Origin of the sequence: Pseudomonas sp. E6002 (assembly GCF_013385565.1) — a bacterium.
Taxonomy (GTDB): domain Bacteria; phylum Pseudomonadota; class Gammaproteobacteria; order Pseudomonadales; family Pseudomonadaceae; genus Aquipseudomonas.
This window is the reverse complement of the sequence record NZ_JACAPT010000009.1, coordinates 680112-699059: the sequence shown is the minus strand read 5'-3', so window position 1 is coordinate 699059 and position 18948 is coordinate 680112. Positions and strand designations below refer to the sequence as shown.

The window sequence follows — 18948 nt, the reverse complement described above, 5'->3', positions numbered from 1 at the left end:
TCGCGAATGCGGTGTGACAGTCGCCGTATGTATCGACTGATCCACCGCATTCGCGAGCAAGCCCGCTCCCACATTTGGATTGCGTCAGGCCAGTTGGCTACGCAATTCAGCCAGCACCGGCGCGGAGTCCGGTCGAACGCCGCGCCACAGGAAGAACGCTTCCGCGGCCTGTTCCACCAGCATCCCCAGGCCATCCATTGCCACCGCCGCGCCCTGCTCACCGGCCCAGCGGCAGAAAGCCGTAGGCTCTTTGCCGTACATCATGTCGTAGCAAAAAGTCTTTCCGGGTTCGATCAGGCTGCCGGCAATCGGCGGTACATCGCCTGACAGGCTGGCGGACGTGGCATTGATGATCAGATCCACCGGTTCACGCAGCCAGTCGAAACCGCTGGCGGACACCGGGCCGAGATCGTCGAACAGCTCGGCGAGCAATTCGGCTTTTTCCACGGTGCGATTGGCAATGATCAGCGAAGCCGGCTGCTCAGCCAGCAATGGCTCCAACGCGCCGCGCACCGCACCACCGGCGCCCAGCAGCAGGATGCGTTTGCCTTGCAGGCTGAACCCGGCATTCACCGTCAAATCCCGCACCAGGCCGGCGCCGTCGGTGTTGTCTCCCAACAGGCTGCCATCGCCGAGCTTGCTCAGGGTATTCACCGCGCCGGCCCGTTGGGCGCGTTCGGTCAGGGTATTGGCCAGGCGATAGGCCTCTTCCTTGAACGGTACGGTGACGTTGGCGCCACGGCCTTGTGCGAAAAATGCTTTTGCACAGCCGGTGAAATCCTCCAACGGCGCGAGCAAGGTGCTGTAGTCCAGTTGCTCGCCGGTCTGTTCGGCGAACAGACGGTGAATCAGCGGCGACTTGCTGTGGCCGATGGGGTTGCCGAAGACGACATAACGATCCATCAGACCGCCGCCTTGGGCAGCACACCCAGCCAGTCGCGGTCTTGCAGGAAGTAGTCGGTTAGGCGCGCTTCTTCGCTGTCGGGGGCGGCTTTCCAGTCATAGCTCCAGCGCACTTGCGGTGGCAGCGACATCAGGATCGACTCGGTACGCCCGCCCGATTGCAGGCCAAACAAAGTGCCACGGTCGTAGACCAGGTTGAACTCGACGTAGCGGCCACGGCGGAATTCCTGGAATTCGCGCTGCTGCTCGGTATAGGCCATGGCCTTGCGGCGCTGGACGATCGGCAGGTAGGCGTCGATGTAGGCGTCGCCGATGGCGCGCATGAAGGCGAAGCTGGTGTCGAAGTCCCACTCGTTCAAATCATCGAAGAACAAACCGCCGATGCCACGCGGTTCGTTGCGGTGCTTGATGTGGAAGTAGGTGTCGCACCAGGCCTTGTAGCGTGAATAAACGTCCGGGCCAAACGGCGCGCAGGCCTGTTCGGCGACGCGGTGCCAGTGGATGCAGTCTTCTTCGTTGCCGTAGTAGGGCGTCAGGTCGAAGCCGCCGCCAAACCACCACACCGGCTCTTCGCCTTCTTTTTCAGCGATGAAAAAACGCACATTGGCGTGGGAAGTCGGCACATGCGGGTTGTGCGGGTGGATCACCAGCGACACGCCGAGGGCCTCAAAACCGCGACCGGCCAATTCCGGGCGATGGGCACTGGCGGACGGTGGGAGGCCGCTGCCAAACACGTGGGAAAAGTTAACGCCGCCTTTCTCGATTACCGAACCGTTTTCGATCACACGGGTGCGACCGCCGCCGCCGGCAGGCCGGGTCCAGGCGTCTTCGATGAAGCGAGTGTCCGTCTCGAAGGTTTCCAGGGCGCTGCAAATGCGGTCTTGCAGGTCAAGCAGGTAGGCTTTGACAGCCTCGGTGCGGGTAGTCATGACATCACCTTGAATCGGGCAACGCTACACGAGGCCATTGGGCATCGGCGGCAAATGGGCGCACAGGATACCACTGCACCCACTGCTGCCACAGTTGACGAAGATCAAGCTTAGGAGTCCGATAGGGGGCTACGCGAAATGACTTAAGGAGAGTGCAGATGGCCAAACGTATCCAGTTCCGTGCCCATGGCGGCCCCGAAGTGCTTGAGTATGTGGACTACACCCCGGCAGAACCCGGCCCGCAGCAGGTTCGCGTGCAGAACAAGGCCATTGGCCTGAACTTCATCGACACCTATTTCCGCAGCGGTCTGTATGCACCACCGGCCTTGCCGTCGGGCCTGGGCGCAGAAGGTGCTGGCGTGGTTGATGCGGTGGGCAGCGAAGTCACTCAATTCAAGGTCGGCGATCGCGTGGCCTACGGCAGCGGCCCGCTGGGCGCCTACAGCGAATTGCATGTGTTGCCGGCTGCCAACCTGGTGCACCTGCCGGACGACATCAGCTTCGAACAGGCCGCCGGCGCGATGCTCAAGGGCCTGACGGTGCAGTACCTGTTGCGCCAGACCTATGAGTTGAAGGGCGGCGAAACCATTCTGTTCCACGCCGCTGCCGGTGGCGTCGGCTCCCTGGCTTGCCAATGGGCCAAGGCCTTGGGCGTGAAGCTGATCGGTACCGTGAGTTCGCCGGAAAAAGCGGCGCTGGCCAAATCCCTCGGCGCCTGGGAAACCATCGACTACAGCAAGGAAAATGTCGCACAACGCGTGCTGGAACTGACTGACGGCAAGAAGTGCCCAGTGGTGTACGACGGCGTAGGCAAGGACACCTGGCTCACATCCTTGGACAGCGTCGCGCCACGCGGGCTGGTGGTGAGTTTCGGTAATGCTTCGGGGGCGGTGGATGGGGTCAACCTGGGGATTCTGGCGGCCAAGGGCTCGCTGTATGTGACCCGGCCGACATTGGCGACCTATGCCAACAACCCGGAAAACCTGCAGGCGATGGCGGATGATCTGTTTTCGATGATCATCAGCGGGAAGCTGCAGATTGATATTAACCAACGGTTTTCGTTGGGGGATGCGGCGAAGGCGCAAATTGAGTTGTCGGCGCGGCGGACGACTGGGTCGACCATTCTGTTGCCATAAGGCGTTGGATTTTCAGCGGATTTGAAGGCCTCTTCGCGAGCAAGCCCGCTCCCACATTTGACCGCGTTCCAAAAGTTGGACTCGGTCAAATGTGGGAGCGGGCTTGCTCGCGAATGCAGGCGACTCGGTCTCAGGAAGGCCGCACAACCTCACCCGTCGCCAGATCCCGAATCAGACTCGGGTTCTTGCGCCCCCCCAGATTCCCCCCCAATACCAGATCCACCTGCCCGCGGAAGTACTGCTCCACACGAATCCGCGTGCGCGCCGCCGGGCGGCCCTGCGGGTTGGCCGAGGTGGAAATCAGTGGCCCGACCAGCGAGCACAGATCCCGCACTTGCGGATGATCAGTCACCCGCAACGCCACCGTGTCATGCACCCCGGTAATCCACTCGGGCAGCAAGTCCTGATGGGGCACCAGCCACGTATTCGGGCCAGGCCAGGTACTGGCCATGCGGTCCATCCACTCATCGGGAAAGTCTTCGAAGAGAAAATCGAACTGACGGATATTGTCGGCAATCAGGATCAGCCCCTTATCCACAGACCGGCCCTTGATCGCCAGCAACCGATCCACCGCTTCTTCGTTCCAAGGGTCACAGCCCAGGCCCCAGACCGCCTCGGTTGGATAGGCAATCACTGCGCCTGCGCGAATTTCTCGTGCGGCTTCTCGCACACGCCACCTGTTGACCATTACTCACTCTCCGGACTAAAGCTCTGCGCAGTTTACCGATCTTCGTTACAAAACCTAGCCGCGCGCAAGCCAGCGCCCGCTTTCGCAGATCACCCGGCCTTCCAGTTCCAGCTCCGTCAGGCTGGCCAGCACCTCGGACAAGGCCCTGCCACTGGCAATCGCCAGGGCTTCACCGGTGTGGGGCGCCGCGTGCAACAGCGCCACCAGCGGATGATTGACCGCAATCGGCGCCGGGCGGGAGAGGGCCTGCCAGCCACGCAGGTTTTCGAGAATGTGCTCGATGGTTTCCACCAGCACCGCGCCATCGCGGATCAGTTGATGGCAGCCTTTGGCCCCGGGGTGATGGATGGAGCCGGGGATGGCGTATACCTCGCGCCCTTGCTCCGCCGCCAGCCGAGCGGTGATCAGCGAACCGCTGGCCATGCTGGCCTCCACCACCAGTACCCCAAGCGACAGGCCACTGATAATACGGTTGCGGCGCGGGAAGTTGCCGGCCTGGGGCGCGGCGTCCAACGGAAACTCGGAAACCACGGCGCTGCCTTGGGCAATCATCGCCTCGGCCAAGCGTCGATGGCGCTGTGGATAAAAATTTTCGAGCCCGGTGCCCAGCACGCCGATTGTATGTCCACCAACATCCAAAGCCGCCTGGTGAGCAGCACCGTCGATACCCAGGGCAAGGCCACTGGTGATGACAAAACCGGCACGCGCCAGGCTGCGGGAAAACGCGGCGGCGGTATCCATTCCTGGCCTGGAGGCGCGACGGCTGCCGACCATCGCCAGCTGCGGTTTCTCCAGAATCGCCGGGTTGCCGGCGACGAATAATAGCGGGGGTGCGTCATCCAATTCTGCAAGCAATGCCGGGTAGTCGGGTTGGTCCCACATCAGCAAATGCTGGGCCGGACGCTCCAACCAGGCCAATGCCGCACTGGCACCATCACGTACTTCCTCGCAACGCCGGGCATCGGCGCTGGCCACCTTGAGCCCCAGGGAGCGCCAGGCACTGGCCGGTGCGCTGATGGCTTTTGACGCAGAACCAAAGGCCTCGATAAGTTTTTTAAAGCCCTTGGGACCCAGTTCCGGCAGCCTGTGCAAGCGTAGTCGGGCTTCCAGTTCTGCCGGGGAAATTTCACGGTCTTTCGTCGGTAACATTTGATCGTCCTTGATCGGAACAAGCTGTGGATAACTCTGTTGGTAACTTATTTAGCAACCTAATTATTGTCTTCGTTCAGGCGCCTCAAAACGGTCCATTACCGCCAGCGAACGCGACGCGCTGAGCACCAGGCCGTAGCTGAGCTTTTCGTAGGTGCGGAACACCAATAGCGTCCCGGCCGGCTCGTCGGGCATCTTCACCGGAGCACCGGTCACTCGGTCCCGAACGGTTTCCCCGGTTTTCACCACGGCCAGCAAATGGCCTTCCATCAGGCCGTCACGACGGCCCTTGTTCAGCGTCACCGCGTCCAGCACGCCGATCTGCGTCACGCCCCGTGGCACGTCGATGATGTGCCCGGCAGTGGCGCGAGCAGGCATCTGAATCACCAGGCTGGCCAGGTCGGTGGGCGCTTGCTGGCTGAGCAATCGGTCGCCGGGCCGCACTTCCTGGGTGACGCGCTGCACACCCAACGTGCTGACATCGCCCGCCGTCACAAAACGTGCGGTGCCAATGTCGTCGACGTTGATACCCAGCAATTCCTGGCTTTGCGGGTCGGTATAGGCCTTACCGCGACGGAAGATCCCGTAGCTTTCGGCGGTAGGGTCCAGGGCACCTCGCGCATAAATACGCTCGCCATCGGCGCCCAATACTCGTCCGGCATCTGCTGCAACAATATAGGGAGCGTGCTCCAGTTCCTGGGGGGTATCGAGAATGCGGTTGTGCATTAAAAAGCGCTGGATGGCCTGCTGCGTATGAAGCGGCAACGGTTGGCCGGCCTGTGGATAGCTCTCGGGAACCTGGGCAATAACGGCCTGGGCCCACAGCAGCAAGACGAGTAGCGATTTCCTCATGGGGTGAATCTCCTTTATTATGTGCATTCGCGTGAAACGCCTTGGCCTTCGCGGCTTTCGGACGTTTTCCCACGGCACTTATCCCGGCACATCAAGGGTCCATCCCCGGCGCCGACTTGCCTTTACCTCACATGTGCAGCAATTACGCTTATGGCTATTTTGAACATCCTCGAATTTCCGGACTCACGCCTGCGCACCATCGCCAAGCCAGTGGCCGTAGTGGACGCCAAGGTTCGTCAGTTGGTCGATGACATGTTTGAAACAATGTATGAAGCCCCGGGTATCGGCCTCGCCGCGACCCAGGTCGACGTGCATCAGCGCGTCGTGGTCATGGACCTGTCCGAAGACCGCAGCGAGCCCCTGGTGTTTATCAACCCTGAGTTCGAAACCCTGACCGACGAGATGGGCCAGTACCAGGAAGGCTGCCTGTCGGTGCCCGACTTCTACGAGAACGTCGACCGTCCCCAGCGCGTCAAGATCAAGGCCCTGGACCGTGACGGCAAGCCGTTCGAGATGATTGCCGAAGGCCTGCTGGCGGTGTGCATCCAACACGAGTGCGACCACCTCAACGGCAAGCTGTTTGTCGATTACCTGTCCACGCTTAAACGCGACCGGATCAAGAAGAAGCTGGAAAAGAAGCATCGCCAGCAAGCTTGATTCCCTTCTTTCAAAGGCTTGCTCCGGCAAGCCTTTTTCTTTTGTGAGACGTTTCCCATGACCGAGCCACTGCGCATCGTTTTTGCCGGCACCCCCGAATTCGCCGCCGAACACCTCAAGGCCCTGCTCGCCAGCCCTTATGAAATCGTGGCGGTCTACACCCAGCCCGATCGCCCGGCCGGTCGTGGGCAAAAACTGATGCCCAGCCCGGTCAAGCAGCTGGCACTGGAAAACAACATTGTGGTGCTGCAGCCGCCGACCCTGCGCAACGCCGATGCCCAGGCCGAACTGGCTGCGCTGAAGCCAGACCTGCTGGTGGTGGTGGCCTACGGCTTGATCCTGCCCCAGGCTGTGCTGGATATCCCGCGCCGGGGCTGCATCAACAGCCACGCCTCGCTGCTGCCTCGCTGGCGTGGCGCGGCACCGATCCAGCGTGCCGTCGAAGCCGGTGATGCGCAAAGCGGGGTGACCGTGATGCGCATGGAAGCAGGCCTGGACACCGGGCCGATGCTGCTGAAAGTCACCACCCCGATCACCGGGCAAGACACCGGCGGCAGCCTGCATGATCGCCTCGCCGAAATGGGCCCGCCGGCTGTCGTCCAGGCCATCGCAGGCCTGGCTGCCGGCACTCTGCAAGGTGAAGTTCAGGACGACAGCCTCGCCACCTACGCCCACAAATTGAACAAGGATGAAGCCCGCATCGACTGGAGCCGCCCGGCCGTTGAGCTGGAGCGTCTGGTGCGTGCCTTCAACCCGTGGCCGATCTGCCACAGCACGCTCAATGGCGAGGCCTTGAAAGTACTGGCCGCTACCCTGGCCGAAGGCAAGGGCGCCCCCGGCGAGATCATCGGCGCCAGCAAGGACGGCCTGTTGGTAGCATGCGGTGAACAGGCGCTGTGTCTGACCCGTCTGCAATTGCCCGGCGGCAAGGCACTGAACTTCAGCGATTTGTTCAACAGCCGCCGTGAGAAATTTGCCGTTGGCATCGTCCTCGGCCAAGCGGTGGACGCGCAATGAACCCACGTCTGGCCGCCGCCAAGGCCCTGGCCGCCGTGCTCAACGGCAAGGCTTCCCTCAATAGTTCGTTGCCGACCCAACTGGATAAAGTCGAAGACCGCGATCGCGGCTTTACCCAGGACCTGGCCTTCGGTACCGCCCGCTGGCAGCCACGTTTATCGGCGCTGGCGGCCAAGCTGCTGCAAAAGCCGTTCAAGGCGGCGGACGCCGATGTCGAGGCGCTGCTGCTGGTGGGCCTGTATCAACTGCTCTACACCCGCGTGCCGGCCCACGCGGCAATCGGCGAAACCGTCGGTTGCGCCGACAAGCTGAAAAAGCCTTGGGCCAAGGCCCTGCTCAACGCCGTGCTGCGCCGCGCCCAGCGCGAAAGCGAAGCGCTGCTGGCCGAGCTGGAACATGACCCGGTGGTGCGCACCGCCCACCCGCGCTGGCTGCAAAAATCCCTGAAGGCGTTCTGGCCCGAGCAGTGGGAAGCCATCTGCGCGGCCAACAACGCGCACCCGCCGATGATCCTGCGGGTCAATCGCCGTCATCACACCCGCGACGCTTATCTCACGTTGCTTGGCGAAGCCGGTGTAGCGGCCACGGCCTGCGTCTACAGCCAGGACGGCATCGTTCTTACAGAACCGGGCGATGTACGTAACCTGCCCGGGTTCGCCGAAGGCTGGATCAGCGTGCAGGACGAAGCCGCTCAACTGGCCGCCGACCTGCTGGACCTGGCCCCGGGCCAACGCGTACTGGACGCCTGTTGCGCCCCTGGCGGCAAGACCTGCCACATCATGGAAGTGCAAGCGGACCTGGCCGGTGTCGTCGCCGTCGACCTGGAAGCCAAGCGCCTGGTGCGTGTGCGGGAAAACCTCGCCCGCCTGGGCCTCAGCGCCGAGCTGATCGCCGCCGACGGCCGCGACACCGCCACCTGGTGGGACGGCAAGCCCTTCCAGCGCATCCTGCTGGACGCCCCGTGTTCCGCCACCGGCGTGATCCGCCGTCACCCGGATATCAAACTGACCCGCCAACCCGACGACATCGCCGCCCTGGCCGTGCTGCAAGGCGAGTTGCTGGACGCGTTGTGGCCGACCCTCGAAGTAGGCGGCATCCTGCTGTACGCCACCTGCTCGACGCTGCCTACCGAAAACACTGAAGTCATCGAAGCCTTCCTTGCTCGCACCAGCGGCGCACGGGAACTGGACCTCGACATCCAGGCCGGGATCAAGCAGCCTCATGGCCGCCAGTTGCTGGCCCAGGAAGGCGGCCACGACGGGTTCTATTACGCCAAGCTGATCAAGATTGCCGCCGCTCGCGGCTGAATGGTTTTAAGGGAGTGACCGGATGAAAATCATCATCCTCGGCGCAGGGCAGGTTGGCGGTACGCTGGCCGAGCATTTGGCCAGCGAAGCCAACGATATCACCGTGGTCGACACCGACGCGGAGCGCCTGCGGGATTTGGGCGACCGTTTGGACATCCGTACCGTACAAGGCCGCGCCTCGTTTCCTACAGTGCTGCGCCAGGCCGGTGCCGACGATGCCGACATGCTGGTGGCGGTCACCAACAGTGACGAAACCAACATGGTCGCCTGCCAGGTCGCCCACACCCTGTTTCACACTCCGACCAAGATCGCCCGAGTGCGTGAGGCCGCGTACCTGACCCGCGCCGGACTGTTCGACAACGACGCGATCCCGGTCGATGTGCTGATCAGCCCGGAACAGGTGGTGACCCATTACATCAAGCGCCTGATCGAACACCCGGGCGCCTTGCAGGTGATCGACTTCGCCGAAGGCAAGGCACAGCTGGTGGCGGTCAAGGCCTACTACGGCGGGCCGTTGGTGGGCCAGCAACTGCGCCAACTGCGCGAGCACATGCCCAACGTCGAGACGCGGGTGGCGGCGATCTTCCGTCGCGACCGGCCGATCCTGCCCCAGGGCGATACGGTGATCGAGGCTGACGACGAGGTGTTTTTCATCGCCGCCAAAGCGAACATTCGCGCGGTGATGAGCGAAATGCGCCGTCTGGATGAGACCTATAAACGCATCGTCATCGCCGGCGGCGGGCAGATCGGTGAGCGCTTGGCCGAGGCCATCGAAAGCCGCTACCAGGTGAAGATCATCGAGATGAATCCGGCACGCTGCCGGTATTTGTCCGACACCCTCGACAGCACCGTGGTCCTGCAGGGCAGCGCCTCGGATCGTGATCTGCTGCTGGAAGAAAACATCGCCGACGCCGATATCTTCCTGGCCCTGACCAACGATGACGAAGCCAACATCATGTCGTCGTTGCTGGCCAAGCGGCTGGGGGCGAAGAAGGTGATGACCATCATCAACAACCCGGCCTACGTCGACCTGATCCAGGGCGGCGATATCGACATCGCCATCAGCCCGCAACTGGCGACCATCGGCACCTTGCTGGCCCACGTGCGGCGCGGCGATATCGTCAGTGTGCACTCGTTGCGCCGGGGTGCGGCGGAAGCCATCGAGGCGATTGCCCACGGTGATTCAAAATCGAGCAAGGTGATTGGCAAGGCGATCCGCGATATCGGCCTGCCGCCGGGCACCACCATCGGCGCAATCATTCGCGATGAAGAAGTGATCATCGCCCACGACGACACGGTGATCGCCACGGGCGACCACGTGATTCTGTTCCTTGTGGATAAAAAACATATCCGCGATGTGGAGAAGCTGTTCCACGTGGGCCTGAGCTTTTTCTGATCAAACGGAGTGACCGACATGCTCGAATCCCTGGAAAAAATGCTCGCCAAGGGTGTGGATAACTCACTGCTGCGGTTTGGTTTGGGCAAGGGTTATCTTGATCTGAAGGACAACGCCAAGGCGGCCGAGCATTTGCAGAAATGCGTCGAGTTCGATCCGAAGTATTCGGCGGCGTGGAAGCTGTTGGGCAAGGCGCAACTGGGGCAGGGTGATAACGCTGCAGCGCGGTTAGCTTGGGAGAAGGGTATTGAAGCGGCCCTGGCACATGGCGACAAGCAGGCCGAAAAGGAAATGACCGTATTCCTGAAGAAACTCGACCGCCAAGCTTAAGCAGAACCCAATGTGGGAGCGGGCTTGCTCGCGAAGGCGTCGTGTCAGTCACCGAATTTGTGTCTGATACACCGCCTTCGCGAGCAAGCCCGCTCCCACATTTTGTTTTGTGCCAACCTTGAGTCAGCCGTACATCAATACCACCGCGCCTCACCCGGCGGGCGTTTCTTGAAGCGTTTCATGCTCCACATGTACTGGCTCGGGTAAGCCCCCACATAGCGCTCCACCACCTTGCTCATCGCCGCACACGAAGTGGCGGTGTCGGTGCTGTACATGTCTTCCGGCGCCGCTTCCAGGATCACTTTGTAGCCCGAGCCATCCGGCAGCCGCAGGGCATGCAGGAACACCCCGATCGCCTTGTGCCCCGCCAGCATGTTCGGCACGAACTTGCTGGTCAGCGCCTGGGTGGCGAAGAACGGCACGAAGATCCCGGCCGATTCCGCCGGCTCCGGATCCGCAGGAATCCCCACCTGGCCGCCTTTGCGCACTTCCTTGATGACACTGAGGATGCCTTCCTTGGTGGACGCCGCCACGCGGTTACCCAGTTGCACCCGCTGTTTGCGCAGCAAGTCATCCACCGCCTTGAGCTTCGGCGGGCGGTAGAAAATGATCGGTTTGCACTGGCTGCAATAGAAGTGGTTCAACACTTCCCAGTTGCCCAGGTGGCTGGTGATGCCGACCACGCCTTTGCCCGAGGCCAGGGCTTCGTGCAGCACGTCCAGGCCTTCGACCTCGCGCACCAGGTCGATGGAACGCTGGGCCGGCCAGATCCAGGCGCAGGCGCTTTCGGTCAGGGACTTGCCGATGTCCATCAGGCTGCGTCCAACGAGACGCTCGCGCTCGGCCGGATCCATGTCCGGGAAGCATTTGGACAGGTTGATCCGCACCGTCTCGCGGGAACGGTTGGGGGTTTTCCACATGATCCAGCCAATTGCCGAACCGACCGCTTGCACCGCGCGCCAGGGCAGCAGGGCAAACAACCGAAGAGCGCCTACCAGCAAGGCGCCTTTAAACTTTTCCACAGGTCACTCCTGATCGTGTGTGGTGCGCAAAGCCGCCATTCTAACCGGCGTTGGCGAGGTCCGCGTAACGGTCGCAGTCCTGAGTGTGGTCCATGACCATGCCCGAGGCCTGCATGAACGCGTAGCAGATGGTCGGCCCGACGAACGTGAAGCCGGCTTTTTTCAAGGCTTTGCTCATGGCCTCAGCCTCCGGCGTAATGGCCGGGACCTGGCTGCGGTCCTTGAAATGATTGACCTTGGGCACGCCGCCCACAAACGACCACAGAAACTCCACGGGGTCCTGCAGCGCCAGCCAGGCGGCGGCATTGCGCCGGGTGGCATTGAGTTTCAGGCGGTTACGCACGATGCCCGGATCGAGCATCAGCGCTTCGATCTCGGCATCGCTCAGTTGGGCCAGACGCTGCGCATCAAAGCCGAACAAGACCTTTCGATAATGCTCGCGTTTGCGTAAAACGGTGATCCAGGACAGGCCCGCCTGGAACCCTTCGAGCAAAAGCAACTCGAACAGTCCCTGCGCATCGCGCAGCGGCGTTCCCCACTCCTGATCGTGATAAGCCATGTACAGCGGATCTTCAGAACACCAAAAGCAGCGTGGCATAAGGCTCCAGGGGATGGTGGCGCGGCCGAATCGGGTATACTCCCGCTCTTTAAATCGCAGCCCAAGTAACAGGTGAATTTCGTGAGCCAGCCTACGCCAGCCGTGCGTACCTTCCAAGACTTGATCCTCGCCCTCCAGCAATACTGGGCCGAGCAAGGTTGTGTGGTACTTCAGCCCTACGATATGGAAGTAGGCGCCGGCACTTTCCACACCGCTACCTTCCTGCGGGCCATCGGCCCGGAAACCTGGAACGCCGCTTATGTGCAGCCCAGTCGTCGCCCGACTGACGGCCGCTACGGCGAAAACCCGAACCGCCTGCAGCACTACTACCAGTTCCAGGTGGTTCTGAAGCCAAACCCGGACAACTTCCAGGAGCTGTACCTGGGCTCGTTGAAACATGTCGGCCTGGACCCGCTGGTCCACGACATCCGTTTCGTCGAAGACAACTGGGAATCGCCAACCCTGGGCGCCTGGGGCCTGGGCTGGGAAGTCTGGCTCAACGGCATGGAAGTGACACAGTTCACTTACTTCCAGCAAGCCGGCGGCATCGAGTGCTACCCGGTGACCGGCGAGATCACCTACGGTCTCGAGCGCCTGGCCATGTACCTGCAAGGCGTGGACTCGGTCTACGACCTGGTGTGGGCTGACGGCCCGTTCGGCAAGGTGACCTACGGCGACGTGTTCCACCAGAACGAAGTGGAGCAGTCGACCTACAACTTCGAACACGCGAACGTCGAGAAGCTGTTCGAACTGTTCGACTTCTATGAAAGCGAAGCCAAGCGCCTGATCGAACTGGATCAGCCGCTGCCGTTGCCAAGCTATGAAATGGTTCTGAAGGCATCCCACACCTTCAACCTGCTGGACGCCCGTCGTGCCATCTCGGTAACTGCGCGCCAGCAATACATCCTGCGTGTACGCACCCTGGCGCGTTCCGTCGCCCAAGCCTACCTGTTGGCTCGCGCCAAGCTGGGCTTCCCGATGGCCACCCCGGACCTGCGTGATGAAGTGTTGGCTAAGCTGGAGGCTGCACAATGAGTGCTCAAGATTTCCTGGTTGAACTGGGCACCGAAGAGCTGCCACCCAAGGCACTGAATACCCTGGCCGACGCATTCCTGGCCGGTATCGAAAAAGGCCTGCAAACCGCTGGCCTGAAGTTCGCCGCAAAAAAGGTCTACGCCGCGCCGCGCCGACTGGCTGTGTTGCTCACCGCACTGGAAACCCAGCAGCCGGACCGCAGCATCAACCTCGACGGCCCGCCACGCCAGGCCGCCTTCGATGCTGAAGGCAACCCGACTCAAGCCGCCCTTGGTTTTGCCAAGAAGTGTGGCGTCGAGCTGAGCGAAATCGACCAGAGTGGCCCGAAGCTGCGTTTCAGCCAGGTCATCACCGGCAAGCCGACCGCCAGCCTGTTGCCGACCATCGTTGAAGACTCGCTGAACGACCTGCCGATTCCCAAGCGCATGCGCTGGGGTGCCCGCAAGGAAGAGTTCGTGCGCCCGACCCAATGGCTGGTGATGCTGCTCGGTGACCAGGTCATCGACTGCACCATCCTCGCCCAGAAGGCCGGCCGTGATTCACGTGGCCACCGCTTCCACCGTCCTGAAGCCGTGCGCATCACCGCGCCCGCCAACTACCTCAACGACCTGCGTGCAGCCTATGTGCTGGCGGATGCCAATGAGCGCCGCGAGCTGATCAGCAAGCGTACCGAAGAGCTGGCCCGCCTGCAGGAAGGCACCGCCATCGTGCCGCCAAGCCTGCTGGACGAAGTGACCGCTTTGGTTGAATGGCCAGTGCCGCTGGTGTGCTCGTTCGAGGAACGTTTCCTCGACGTGCCGCAGGAAGCGCTGATCACCACCATGCAGGACAACCAGAAGTATTTCTGCCTGCTGGACGTCGACGGCAAGCTGCTGCCGCGCTTCATCACCGTGGCCAACATCGAAAGCAAGGACCCGCAGCAGATCATCGCCGGTAACGAAAAAGTCGTTCGCCCGCGCCTGACTGACGCCGAGTTCTTCTTCAAGCAAGACAAGAAGCAGAAGCTCGAAGACTTCAACCTGCGCCTGCAGAACGTGGTGTTCCAGGAAAAACTCGGCAGCGTATACGACAAGGCCGTACGGGTTTCCAAGCTGGCGGCCTACATCGCGCCACGCATTGGTGGCGATGCTGCCTGGGCTGCGCGTGCCGGCCTGCTGTCCAAGTGCGACCTGGCCACCGAGATGGTCGGCGAGTTCCCGGAGATGCAAGGTGTTGCCGGTTACTACTACGCTCTGAATGATGGCGAGCCGCAAGACGTCGCCCTCGCGCTGAACGAGCAGTACATGCCGCGCGGTGCTGGCGCCGAGCTGCCGACCACCCTCACCGGTGCGGCCGTGGCCATCGCTGACAAGCTGGATACCCTCGTCGGTATCTTCGGTATCGGCATGTTGCCTACCGGCAGCAAAGACCCGTATGCGCTGCGCCGTGCGGCCCTGGGCGTGCTGCGCATCCTGATCGACAAGAAGCTCGACCTCGACCTGACCCAGGCCGTGGTGTTTGCGGTTGGCCAGTTCGGTGCCAAGGTCAAGCAAGCCGGCCTGGCCGAGCAAGTGCTGGAGTTCGTGTTCGACCGTCTGCGTGCGCGTTACGAAGACGAAGGCGTGGACGTTTCGGTGTACCTGTCGGTACGTGCCCTGCAACCAGGTTCGGCGCTGGACTTCGACCAGCGTGTGCAGGCCGTACAGGCCTTCCGCAAGCTGCCGGAAGCCGGTGCCCTGGCCGCCGTGAACAAGCGTGTGTCGAACCTGCTGAGCAAGGCCGACAACCTCGGCAATGCCGAAGTCGACCCGGGCCTGTTTGCCGATGCCAAGGAGTTCTCGCTGAACTCGGCCATCGCCAAGGCGGAAAACGCAGTGAAGCCGCTGATCGCCGAACGCAACTACGCCGAAGCCTTGGCGCGCCTGGCCACCTTGCGTGAGCCGGTGGATGCGTTCTTCGAAGCGGTGATGATCAATGCCGAAGACGCGGGCGTGCGGAAAAACCGCTACGCCATGCTGGCGCGCCTGCGCGGCCTGTTCATCAATATCGCTGACATTTCCGTACTGAGCTGACCATGTTGAAACTGCTGATTCTCGATCGGGACGGAGTGATCAATTACGACTCCGACGCTTACATCAAATCGGTGGCGGAATGGATTCCACTGCCCGGCTCGATCGAGGCCATCGCGCAGTTGAGCAAAGCGGGCTGGACAGTGGCCATCGCCACCAACCAGTCCGGCATCGCCCGCGGCTACTACGACATCGCCACCCTCGACGCCATGCACGCGCGCCTGCGCACGCTGGTGGCCGAGCAGGGCGGTGAAGTAGGGCTGGTGGTGTATTGCCCGCACGGCCCGGATGAAGGCTGCGATTGCCGCAAGCCCAAACCGGGTATGCTTAAAACTATTGCTGAACATTACAACGTGCCGTTGGCTGGGCTATGGTTTGTCGGGGACAGCCTCGGTGACCTGGAAGCCGCCAAAGCCGTCGACTCTCAGCCAGTTTTGGTAAAAACCGGGAAAGGCGAAAAGACCCAGGCTAAAACCCTGCCGGTAGGTACTTTGATTTTTGACGATCTGGCGGCGGTTGCCGCAGAACTTATCAACAACTAGCAGCCCTTCTGACTTCCTGACCAAGGACTGTTCGGGAGCGCGCTTTTAACAGGCGGGCGTTGTCCCGCAACGGTAAATGCCGCCATGTCGATTTTGCAGGCCATCAGAACCTTCTTCTTTTACCTGCTGTTGGGCACCAGCTCTTTTCTCTGGTGCACCCTGAGCTTTTTTATCGCGCCTTTCCTGCCGTTCAAGGCGCGCTATCGTTTCATCAACGTCTTTTGGTGCAACTGCGCGCTGTGGTTGACCAAGGTGTTCCTGAACATTCGTTTCGAGATCAAGGGCGCCGAAAACGTCCCGGACCAGCCTTGTGTGATTCTGTCGAACCACCAGAGCACCTGGGAAACCTTTTTCCTGTCTGCGTATTTCTCGCCCCTGAGCCAAGTGCTCAAGCGTGAGCTGCTGTACGTGCCATTCTTCGGCTGGGCCATGGCCATGCTGCGACCGATCGCCATCGACCGCGACAACCCCAAGGCCGCACTCAAGCATGTGGCCAAGAAGGGCGATGAGCTGTTGAAGGATGGGGTTTGGGTGCTGATCTTCCCTGAAGGTACGCGCGTGCCCTACGGCACTGTGGGCAAGTTCTCACGTGGCGGTACTGCCCTGGCGGTGAACGCCGGGCTGCCGGTGCTGCCGATTGCCCACAACGCCGGCAAGTTCTGGCCAAAGACCGGCTGGGCCAAGCGTCAAGGCACCATCACTGTAATCATTGGCGAGCCCATGTATGCCGAGGGCGAAGGCCCACGTGCCATTGCAGCGCTGAACGACCGTGCCCAGGCATGGAATGAAGCGCAACAAAGGGCCATGGGTTCGTTGCCGCCGGAGCCGGTTGTGGTCGACACGCCGGTGATTTGAGTTTCTGTGGATAACCTGTGTACGGTTTGTTGGCGAATTGCGCTTTTTGGCTTATAGGCTGCTGATTTACTTACATATTTCCCAAGTTCATAAAACAGCGGAAAAGGTGCATAAGTTTTTCCCGCATTAAAAAACCGGTCCTTGAGACCGGTTTTTTATGCACAGGTGAAAAGCCGCGATTCAGTCTCGCCACAATGGCAGCTGAAGGATGAAGGTCGTACCTTTACCCACCTCGCTTTCGCAGCGAATTCTCCCACCGTGACGATCCACGACGGCCTTGACCATGGTCAGCCCCAACCCCAATCCTTCACTGCCCTGAGCCGAGGCGAAGCGCCGGTATTGAGCGAAGAGTTCGGGCAAATCCTGCGGGGAGATTCCTCGCCCCTGGTCGCTGATGCGGCACTCCAACGCGTCTTCATGGCGGGTCAGGCTTAACGTAACGGTGGTGCCCGATGGGCTGTATTTCACCGCATTTTCCAACAGGTTGAATAAGGCGCGGGTCAGCAGCGATTGATCCGCCCAGACCATTTCTTCGCCGTCTTCATCCAGGTGATGGACCAGGCGAATGCCTTTCAACTGGGCGTGCACTGCGACTTGATCAAATGCGTCGAGCACCAACATGGCGAACAGGCTGGGCTGGAATTGGTAGCCATCGGATTCGGCTTTCGCCAACTGCACGAATGATTCGGTCAGGTTCAGGGCACGGCGGACTTGTTGTTCGATCTGCGCAAATATCGGCGCGGCGGTGTCCTGAACATCCAACAGGGCCAGGATCGCCGAATGCGGCGCACGCAAGTCATGGGACAGAAAGCGCAGCAGGGTCTCCCGTTGCTGCTGGGCATCACGCTCAATGCTCAGGTCTGTGAGGCTCAGCAGCCAGCCAAGGGCCACGTCACCGTCTGCGGGCAGCAGCGGAGCCAGGTCGAGGCGCAGGCTGCGGTCAAGGGTGTCGCGGAACTCGACAATCTCCAGCGTCGACAGGGCAGGGCGAACACCGTCCTGCAGCGGTGGATAACCTAATGCGGCGAGCTGATCCAAGAGGTTTTCGGCCACCAGTTCATTGCCGAACACATCGCGGGCAATTCGATTGGCCAGCAGGACGTTGCCCTTGGGGTCGGTAATCAAGGTTGCTACAGGCAAACATTCCAGCCCATCGGCCATGAAGCGACGAGTGTCCCGGGTACGGCTGACCGCTTGTTCGAGGGCGAAGATTCGTCCCTGCAATACATCACCCTGGCTGGCGGGCGCTCGACGGCGCTCCGGGAGCACTTTGGGTTCGTTGTCCAGGCGTGCCAGTTCCCAGCCGAAGTAGGCCAGGATCACGCTCAGGCGCCGCCAGTTCCAGATCAGGTAGCTGAGCAGCATGCCAATCAGACTTGCTGCCGGCGACCACCAATGGCCCAGGCGCAACAGGCCCCATGAACCCAGAAGCGCAGCCCCCATGCAACCGAGGGTCAGCCACAGTGCATAACGCGGGCGAAACAGCAGAAGGCCCAACAGCACCGCGACCATCGCGGTGGCCAGTAGCGTCGCCATCCACACGGGCAGATCGACAATACTGCGCCCTTGCAGCAAGCCATTGAGAATATTTGCCTGGATCTCCACGCCCGGGGTGGTGCCGACACTGGCCGAAAGCGGCGTGACATAACGGTCGCCCATGCCCGGTGCCGTAGCGCCAATCAGGATCAAGCGGTCGCGCAGCAACTCGGATGGCACCTCCCCGCGCAAGGCACTGATATACGGCACGCTGGGAAAGCCGGCATGACTGGCAATAAAAGGAATTCGAATGGCATTTTCCCGCTGCCAGCTGGAGCTTTCCGACGGACCAGGTGCGCCCGGCATTCCGGATGGCTGGCCGCTCAGTTCAAACGCCAGCCAGGCTAACTGCGGTGTCAAATTACCGGGTGGACCTTCACGCAAATACAGGCTTCGAACGATGCCGTCGCTGTCCGCTTCCACGTTGATATGGCCGACGCTACGGGCGCAATCACGCAAGGGCAACACAGGCAGGATTTGCGCCACAGGCTGGCCGTAGCGTGGCGAGCCTTCACGAATCAAAGGCAACAGGACGTTGCCAGCGTTGCACATAGCCTCGGCCAGGCGCAGGTCATTGGCTGGCTCCCGGGCGGGCTCGCTGAAGATCACGTCAAACAGGATGCCGGCAGGCTTGGCGGCGCTCAGCCGATCAAGCAGGTCGGCATGCACACGTCGGGACCACGGCCATTGGCCAAGTTCCTTCAGACTTCGGTCGTCGATCGTTACCAGCAGGATGCGTGGATCCACCGATAAAGGCGCCAGCCGGCGGAGGCTGTCATACAGCAGGTTATTGAGGGCCAGGCCAGGGCTCAGGGACAGGAAGGCCGTGATGGGTAATAGCAACAGGCTGACCCACAGCCATTCGCGCACCAGGCCATTGAACAGCCGCTGAGCCTGAGTCGGTTGGCGCTTTTCAGCCCTGTGCCACAGCCTCACCGGCTCGCGTCC

At 61.5% G+C, this 18948-nt stretch carries 18 protein-coding genes; 10 read left to right on the top strand and 8 right to left on the bottom strand.

All coding sequences use genetic code 11. The features are described from left to right. Positions 1-84 precede the first annotated feature (84 nt). Both aroE and hemF read right to left on the bottom strand, forming a co-directional pair. Positions 85-903, bottom strand: a complete 819-nt coding sequence (aroE, locus tag HX815_RS09480) for a shikimate dehydrogenase (protein ID WP_003213626.1) — start codon at positions 901-903, stop codon at positions 85-87. After that, positions 903-1832: an oxygen-dependent coproporphyrinogen oxidase gene (hemF, locus tag HX815_RS09475; protein WP_003213625.1), complete on the bottom strand. Its 930-nt coding sequence runs from the start codon at positions 1830-1832 to the stop codon at positions 903-905. The genes aroE and hemF overlap by 1 nt, the downstream gene beginning before the upstream one ends. A 158-nt stretch (positions 1833-1990) precedes the next feature. Between hemF and HX815_RS09470 the strand changes: the two genes are divergently transcribed. After that, on the top strand, positions 1991-2968 hold the full coding sequence (locus HX815_RS09470; protein ID WP_076013283.1) for an NADPH:quinone reductase: 978 nt from the start codon (positions 1991-1993) through the stop codon (positions 2966-2968). A gap of 130 nt (positions 2969-3098) precedes the next feature. Here the strand turns inward: HX815_RS09470 and HX815_RS09465 are convergent, their stop codons facing one another. From HX815_RS09465 to HX815_RS09455, 3 genes are all read right to left on the bottom strand, one after another. Further along, on the bottom strand, positions 3099-3656 hold the full coding sequence (locus HX815_RS09465) for an L-threonylcarbamoyladenylate synthase (RefSeq protein WP_003213622.1): 558 nt from the start codon (positions 3654-3656) through the stop codon (positions 3099-3101). A 54-nt stretch (positions 3657-3710) separates the two neighbouring features. Continuing rightward, entirely contained in the window at positions 3711-4805 is a 1095-nt protein-coding gene (gene dprA, locus HX815_RS09460; protein WP_177028111.1) for a DNA-processing protein DprA, read from the bottom strand. Positions 4806-4868: 63 nt separating this feature from the next. Next, a complete protein-coding gene (locus tag HX815_RS09455) occupies positions 4869-5657 on the bottom strand; it encodes a peptidoglycan-binding protein (protein WP_177028110.1) in 789 nt (262 codons plus the stop codon). A gap of 150 nt (positions 5658-5807) precedes the next feature. Between HX815_RS09455 and def the strand changes: the two genes are divergently transcribed. Genes def through HX815_RS09430 form a run of 5 tightly spaced genes read left to right on the top strand, consistent with a single transcriptional unit; the run spans position 5808 to position 10364 of the window. After that, on the top strand, positions 5808-6314 hold the full coding sequence (def, locus tag HX815_RS09450) for a peptide deformylase (RefSeq protein ID WP_003213617.1): 507 nt from the start codon (positions 5808-5810) through the stop codon (positions 6312-6314). A 57-nt stretch (positions 6315-6371) separates the two neighbouring features. Continuing rightward, a complete protein-coding gene (gene fmt, locus HX815_RS09445) occupies positions 6372-7331 on the top strand; it encodes a methionyl-tRNA formyltransferase (RefSeq protein ID WP_177028109.1) in 960 nt (319 codons plus the stop codon). After that, positions 7328-8638 carry a 16S rRNA (cytosine(967)-C(5))-methyltransferase RsmB gene (rsmB, locus tag HX815_RS09440; RefSeq protein WP_102604438.1) on the top strand — a complete coding sequence of 437 codons (1311 nt, stop codon included), beginning with the start codon at positions 7328-7330 and terminating at the stop codon, positions 8636-8638. Before fmt ends, rsmB begins: the two co-directional genes overlap by 4 nt. 22 nt (positions 8639-8660) lie before the next feature. After that, positions 8661-10034, top strand: coding sequence for a Trk system potassium transporter TrkA (gene trkA, locus HX815_RS09435; RefSeq protein ID WP_003213611.1), 1374 nt, complete (start codon positions 8661-8663; stop codon positions 10032-10034). 18 nt (positions 10035-10052) lie between these two features. After that, complete coding sequence (locus HX815_RS09430; RefSeq protein ID WP_003213608.1) at positions 10053-10364, top strand: lipopolysaccharide assembly protein LapB; 312 nt, start codon at positions 10053-10055, stop codon at positions 10362-10364. A gap of 134 nt (positions 10365-10498) precedes the next feature. Here HX815_RS09430 and HX815_RS09425 read toward each other — a convergent pair whose 3' ends face one another. Both HX815_RS09425 and HX815_RS09420 read right to left on the bottom strand, forming a co-directional pair. Next, positions 10499-11386, bottom strand: a complete 888-nt coding sequence (locus HX815_RS09425; protein WP_177028108.1) for a lysophospholipid acyltransferase — start codon at positions 11384-11386, stop codon at positions 10499-10501. A 40-nt stretch (positions 11387-11426) separates the two neighbouring features. After that, positions 11427-11984: a DNA-3-methyladenine glycosylase I gene (locus tag HX815_RS09420; RefSeq protein ID WP_087694571.1), complete on the bottom strand. Its 558-nt coding sequence runs from the start codon at positions 11982-11984 to the stop codon at positions 11427-11429. A gap of 81 nt (positions 11985-12065) precedes the next feature. Here HX815_RS09420 and glyQ point away from each other — a divergent pair, with 81 nt between their 5' ends. The 4 genes from glyQ to HX815_RS09400 all read left to right on the top strand — a co-directional run bounded on the left by glyQ (position 12066) and on the right by HX815_RS09400 (position 16464). Next, positions 12066-13019 (top strand): glycine--tRNA ligase subunit alpha, encoded by a 954-nt coding sequence (gene glyQ, locus HX815_RS09415; protein WP_003213601.1) that lies wholly within the window; start codon positions 12066-12068, stop codon positions 13017-13019. Beyond that, positions 13016-15070, top strand: a complete 2055-nt coding sequence (glyS, locus tag HX815_RS09410) for a glycine--tRNA ligase subunit beta (protein ID WP_177028107.1) — start codon at positions 13016-13018, stop codon at positions 15068-15070. The genes glyQ and glyS overlap by 4 nt, the downstream gene beginning before the upstream one ends. Positions 15071-15072: 2 nt before the next feature. Next, positions 15073-15609, top strand: coding sequence for a D-glycero-beta-D-manno-heptose 1,7-bisphosphate 7-phosphatase (gene gmhB / locus HX815_RS09405; protein ID WP_166742131.1), 537 nt, complete (start codon positions 15073-15075; stop codon positions 15607-15609). An 84-nt stretch (positions 15610-15693) separates the two neighbouring features. Next, entirely contained in the window at positions 15694-16464 is a 771-nt protein-coding gene (locus HX815_RS09400; protein ID WP_087694572.1) for a 1-acyl-sn-glycerol-3-phosphate acyltransferase, read from the top strand. 180 nt (positions 16465-16644) lie between these two features. On the opposite strand, the gene HX815_RS09395 is transcribed toward HX815_RS09400, so the two are convergent. Beyond that, a complete protein-coding gene (locus HX815_RS09395) occupies positions 16645-18936 on the bottom strand; it encodes a CHASE2 domain-containing protein (RefSeq protein ID WP_177028106.1) in 2292 nt (763 codons plus the stop codon). Between the last annotated feature and the right edge of the window lie 12 nt (positions 18937-18948).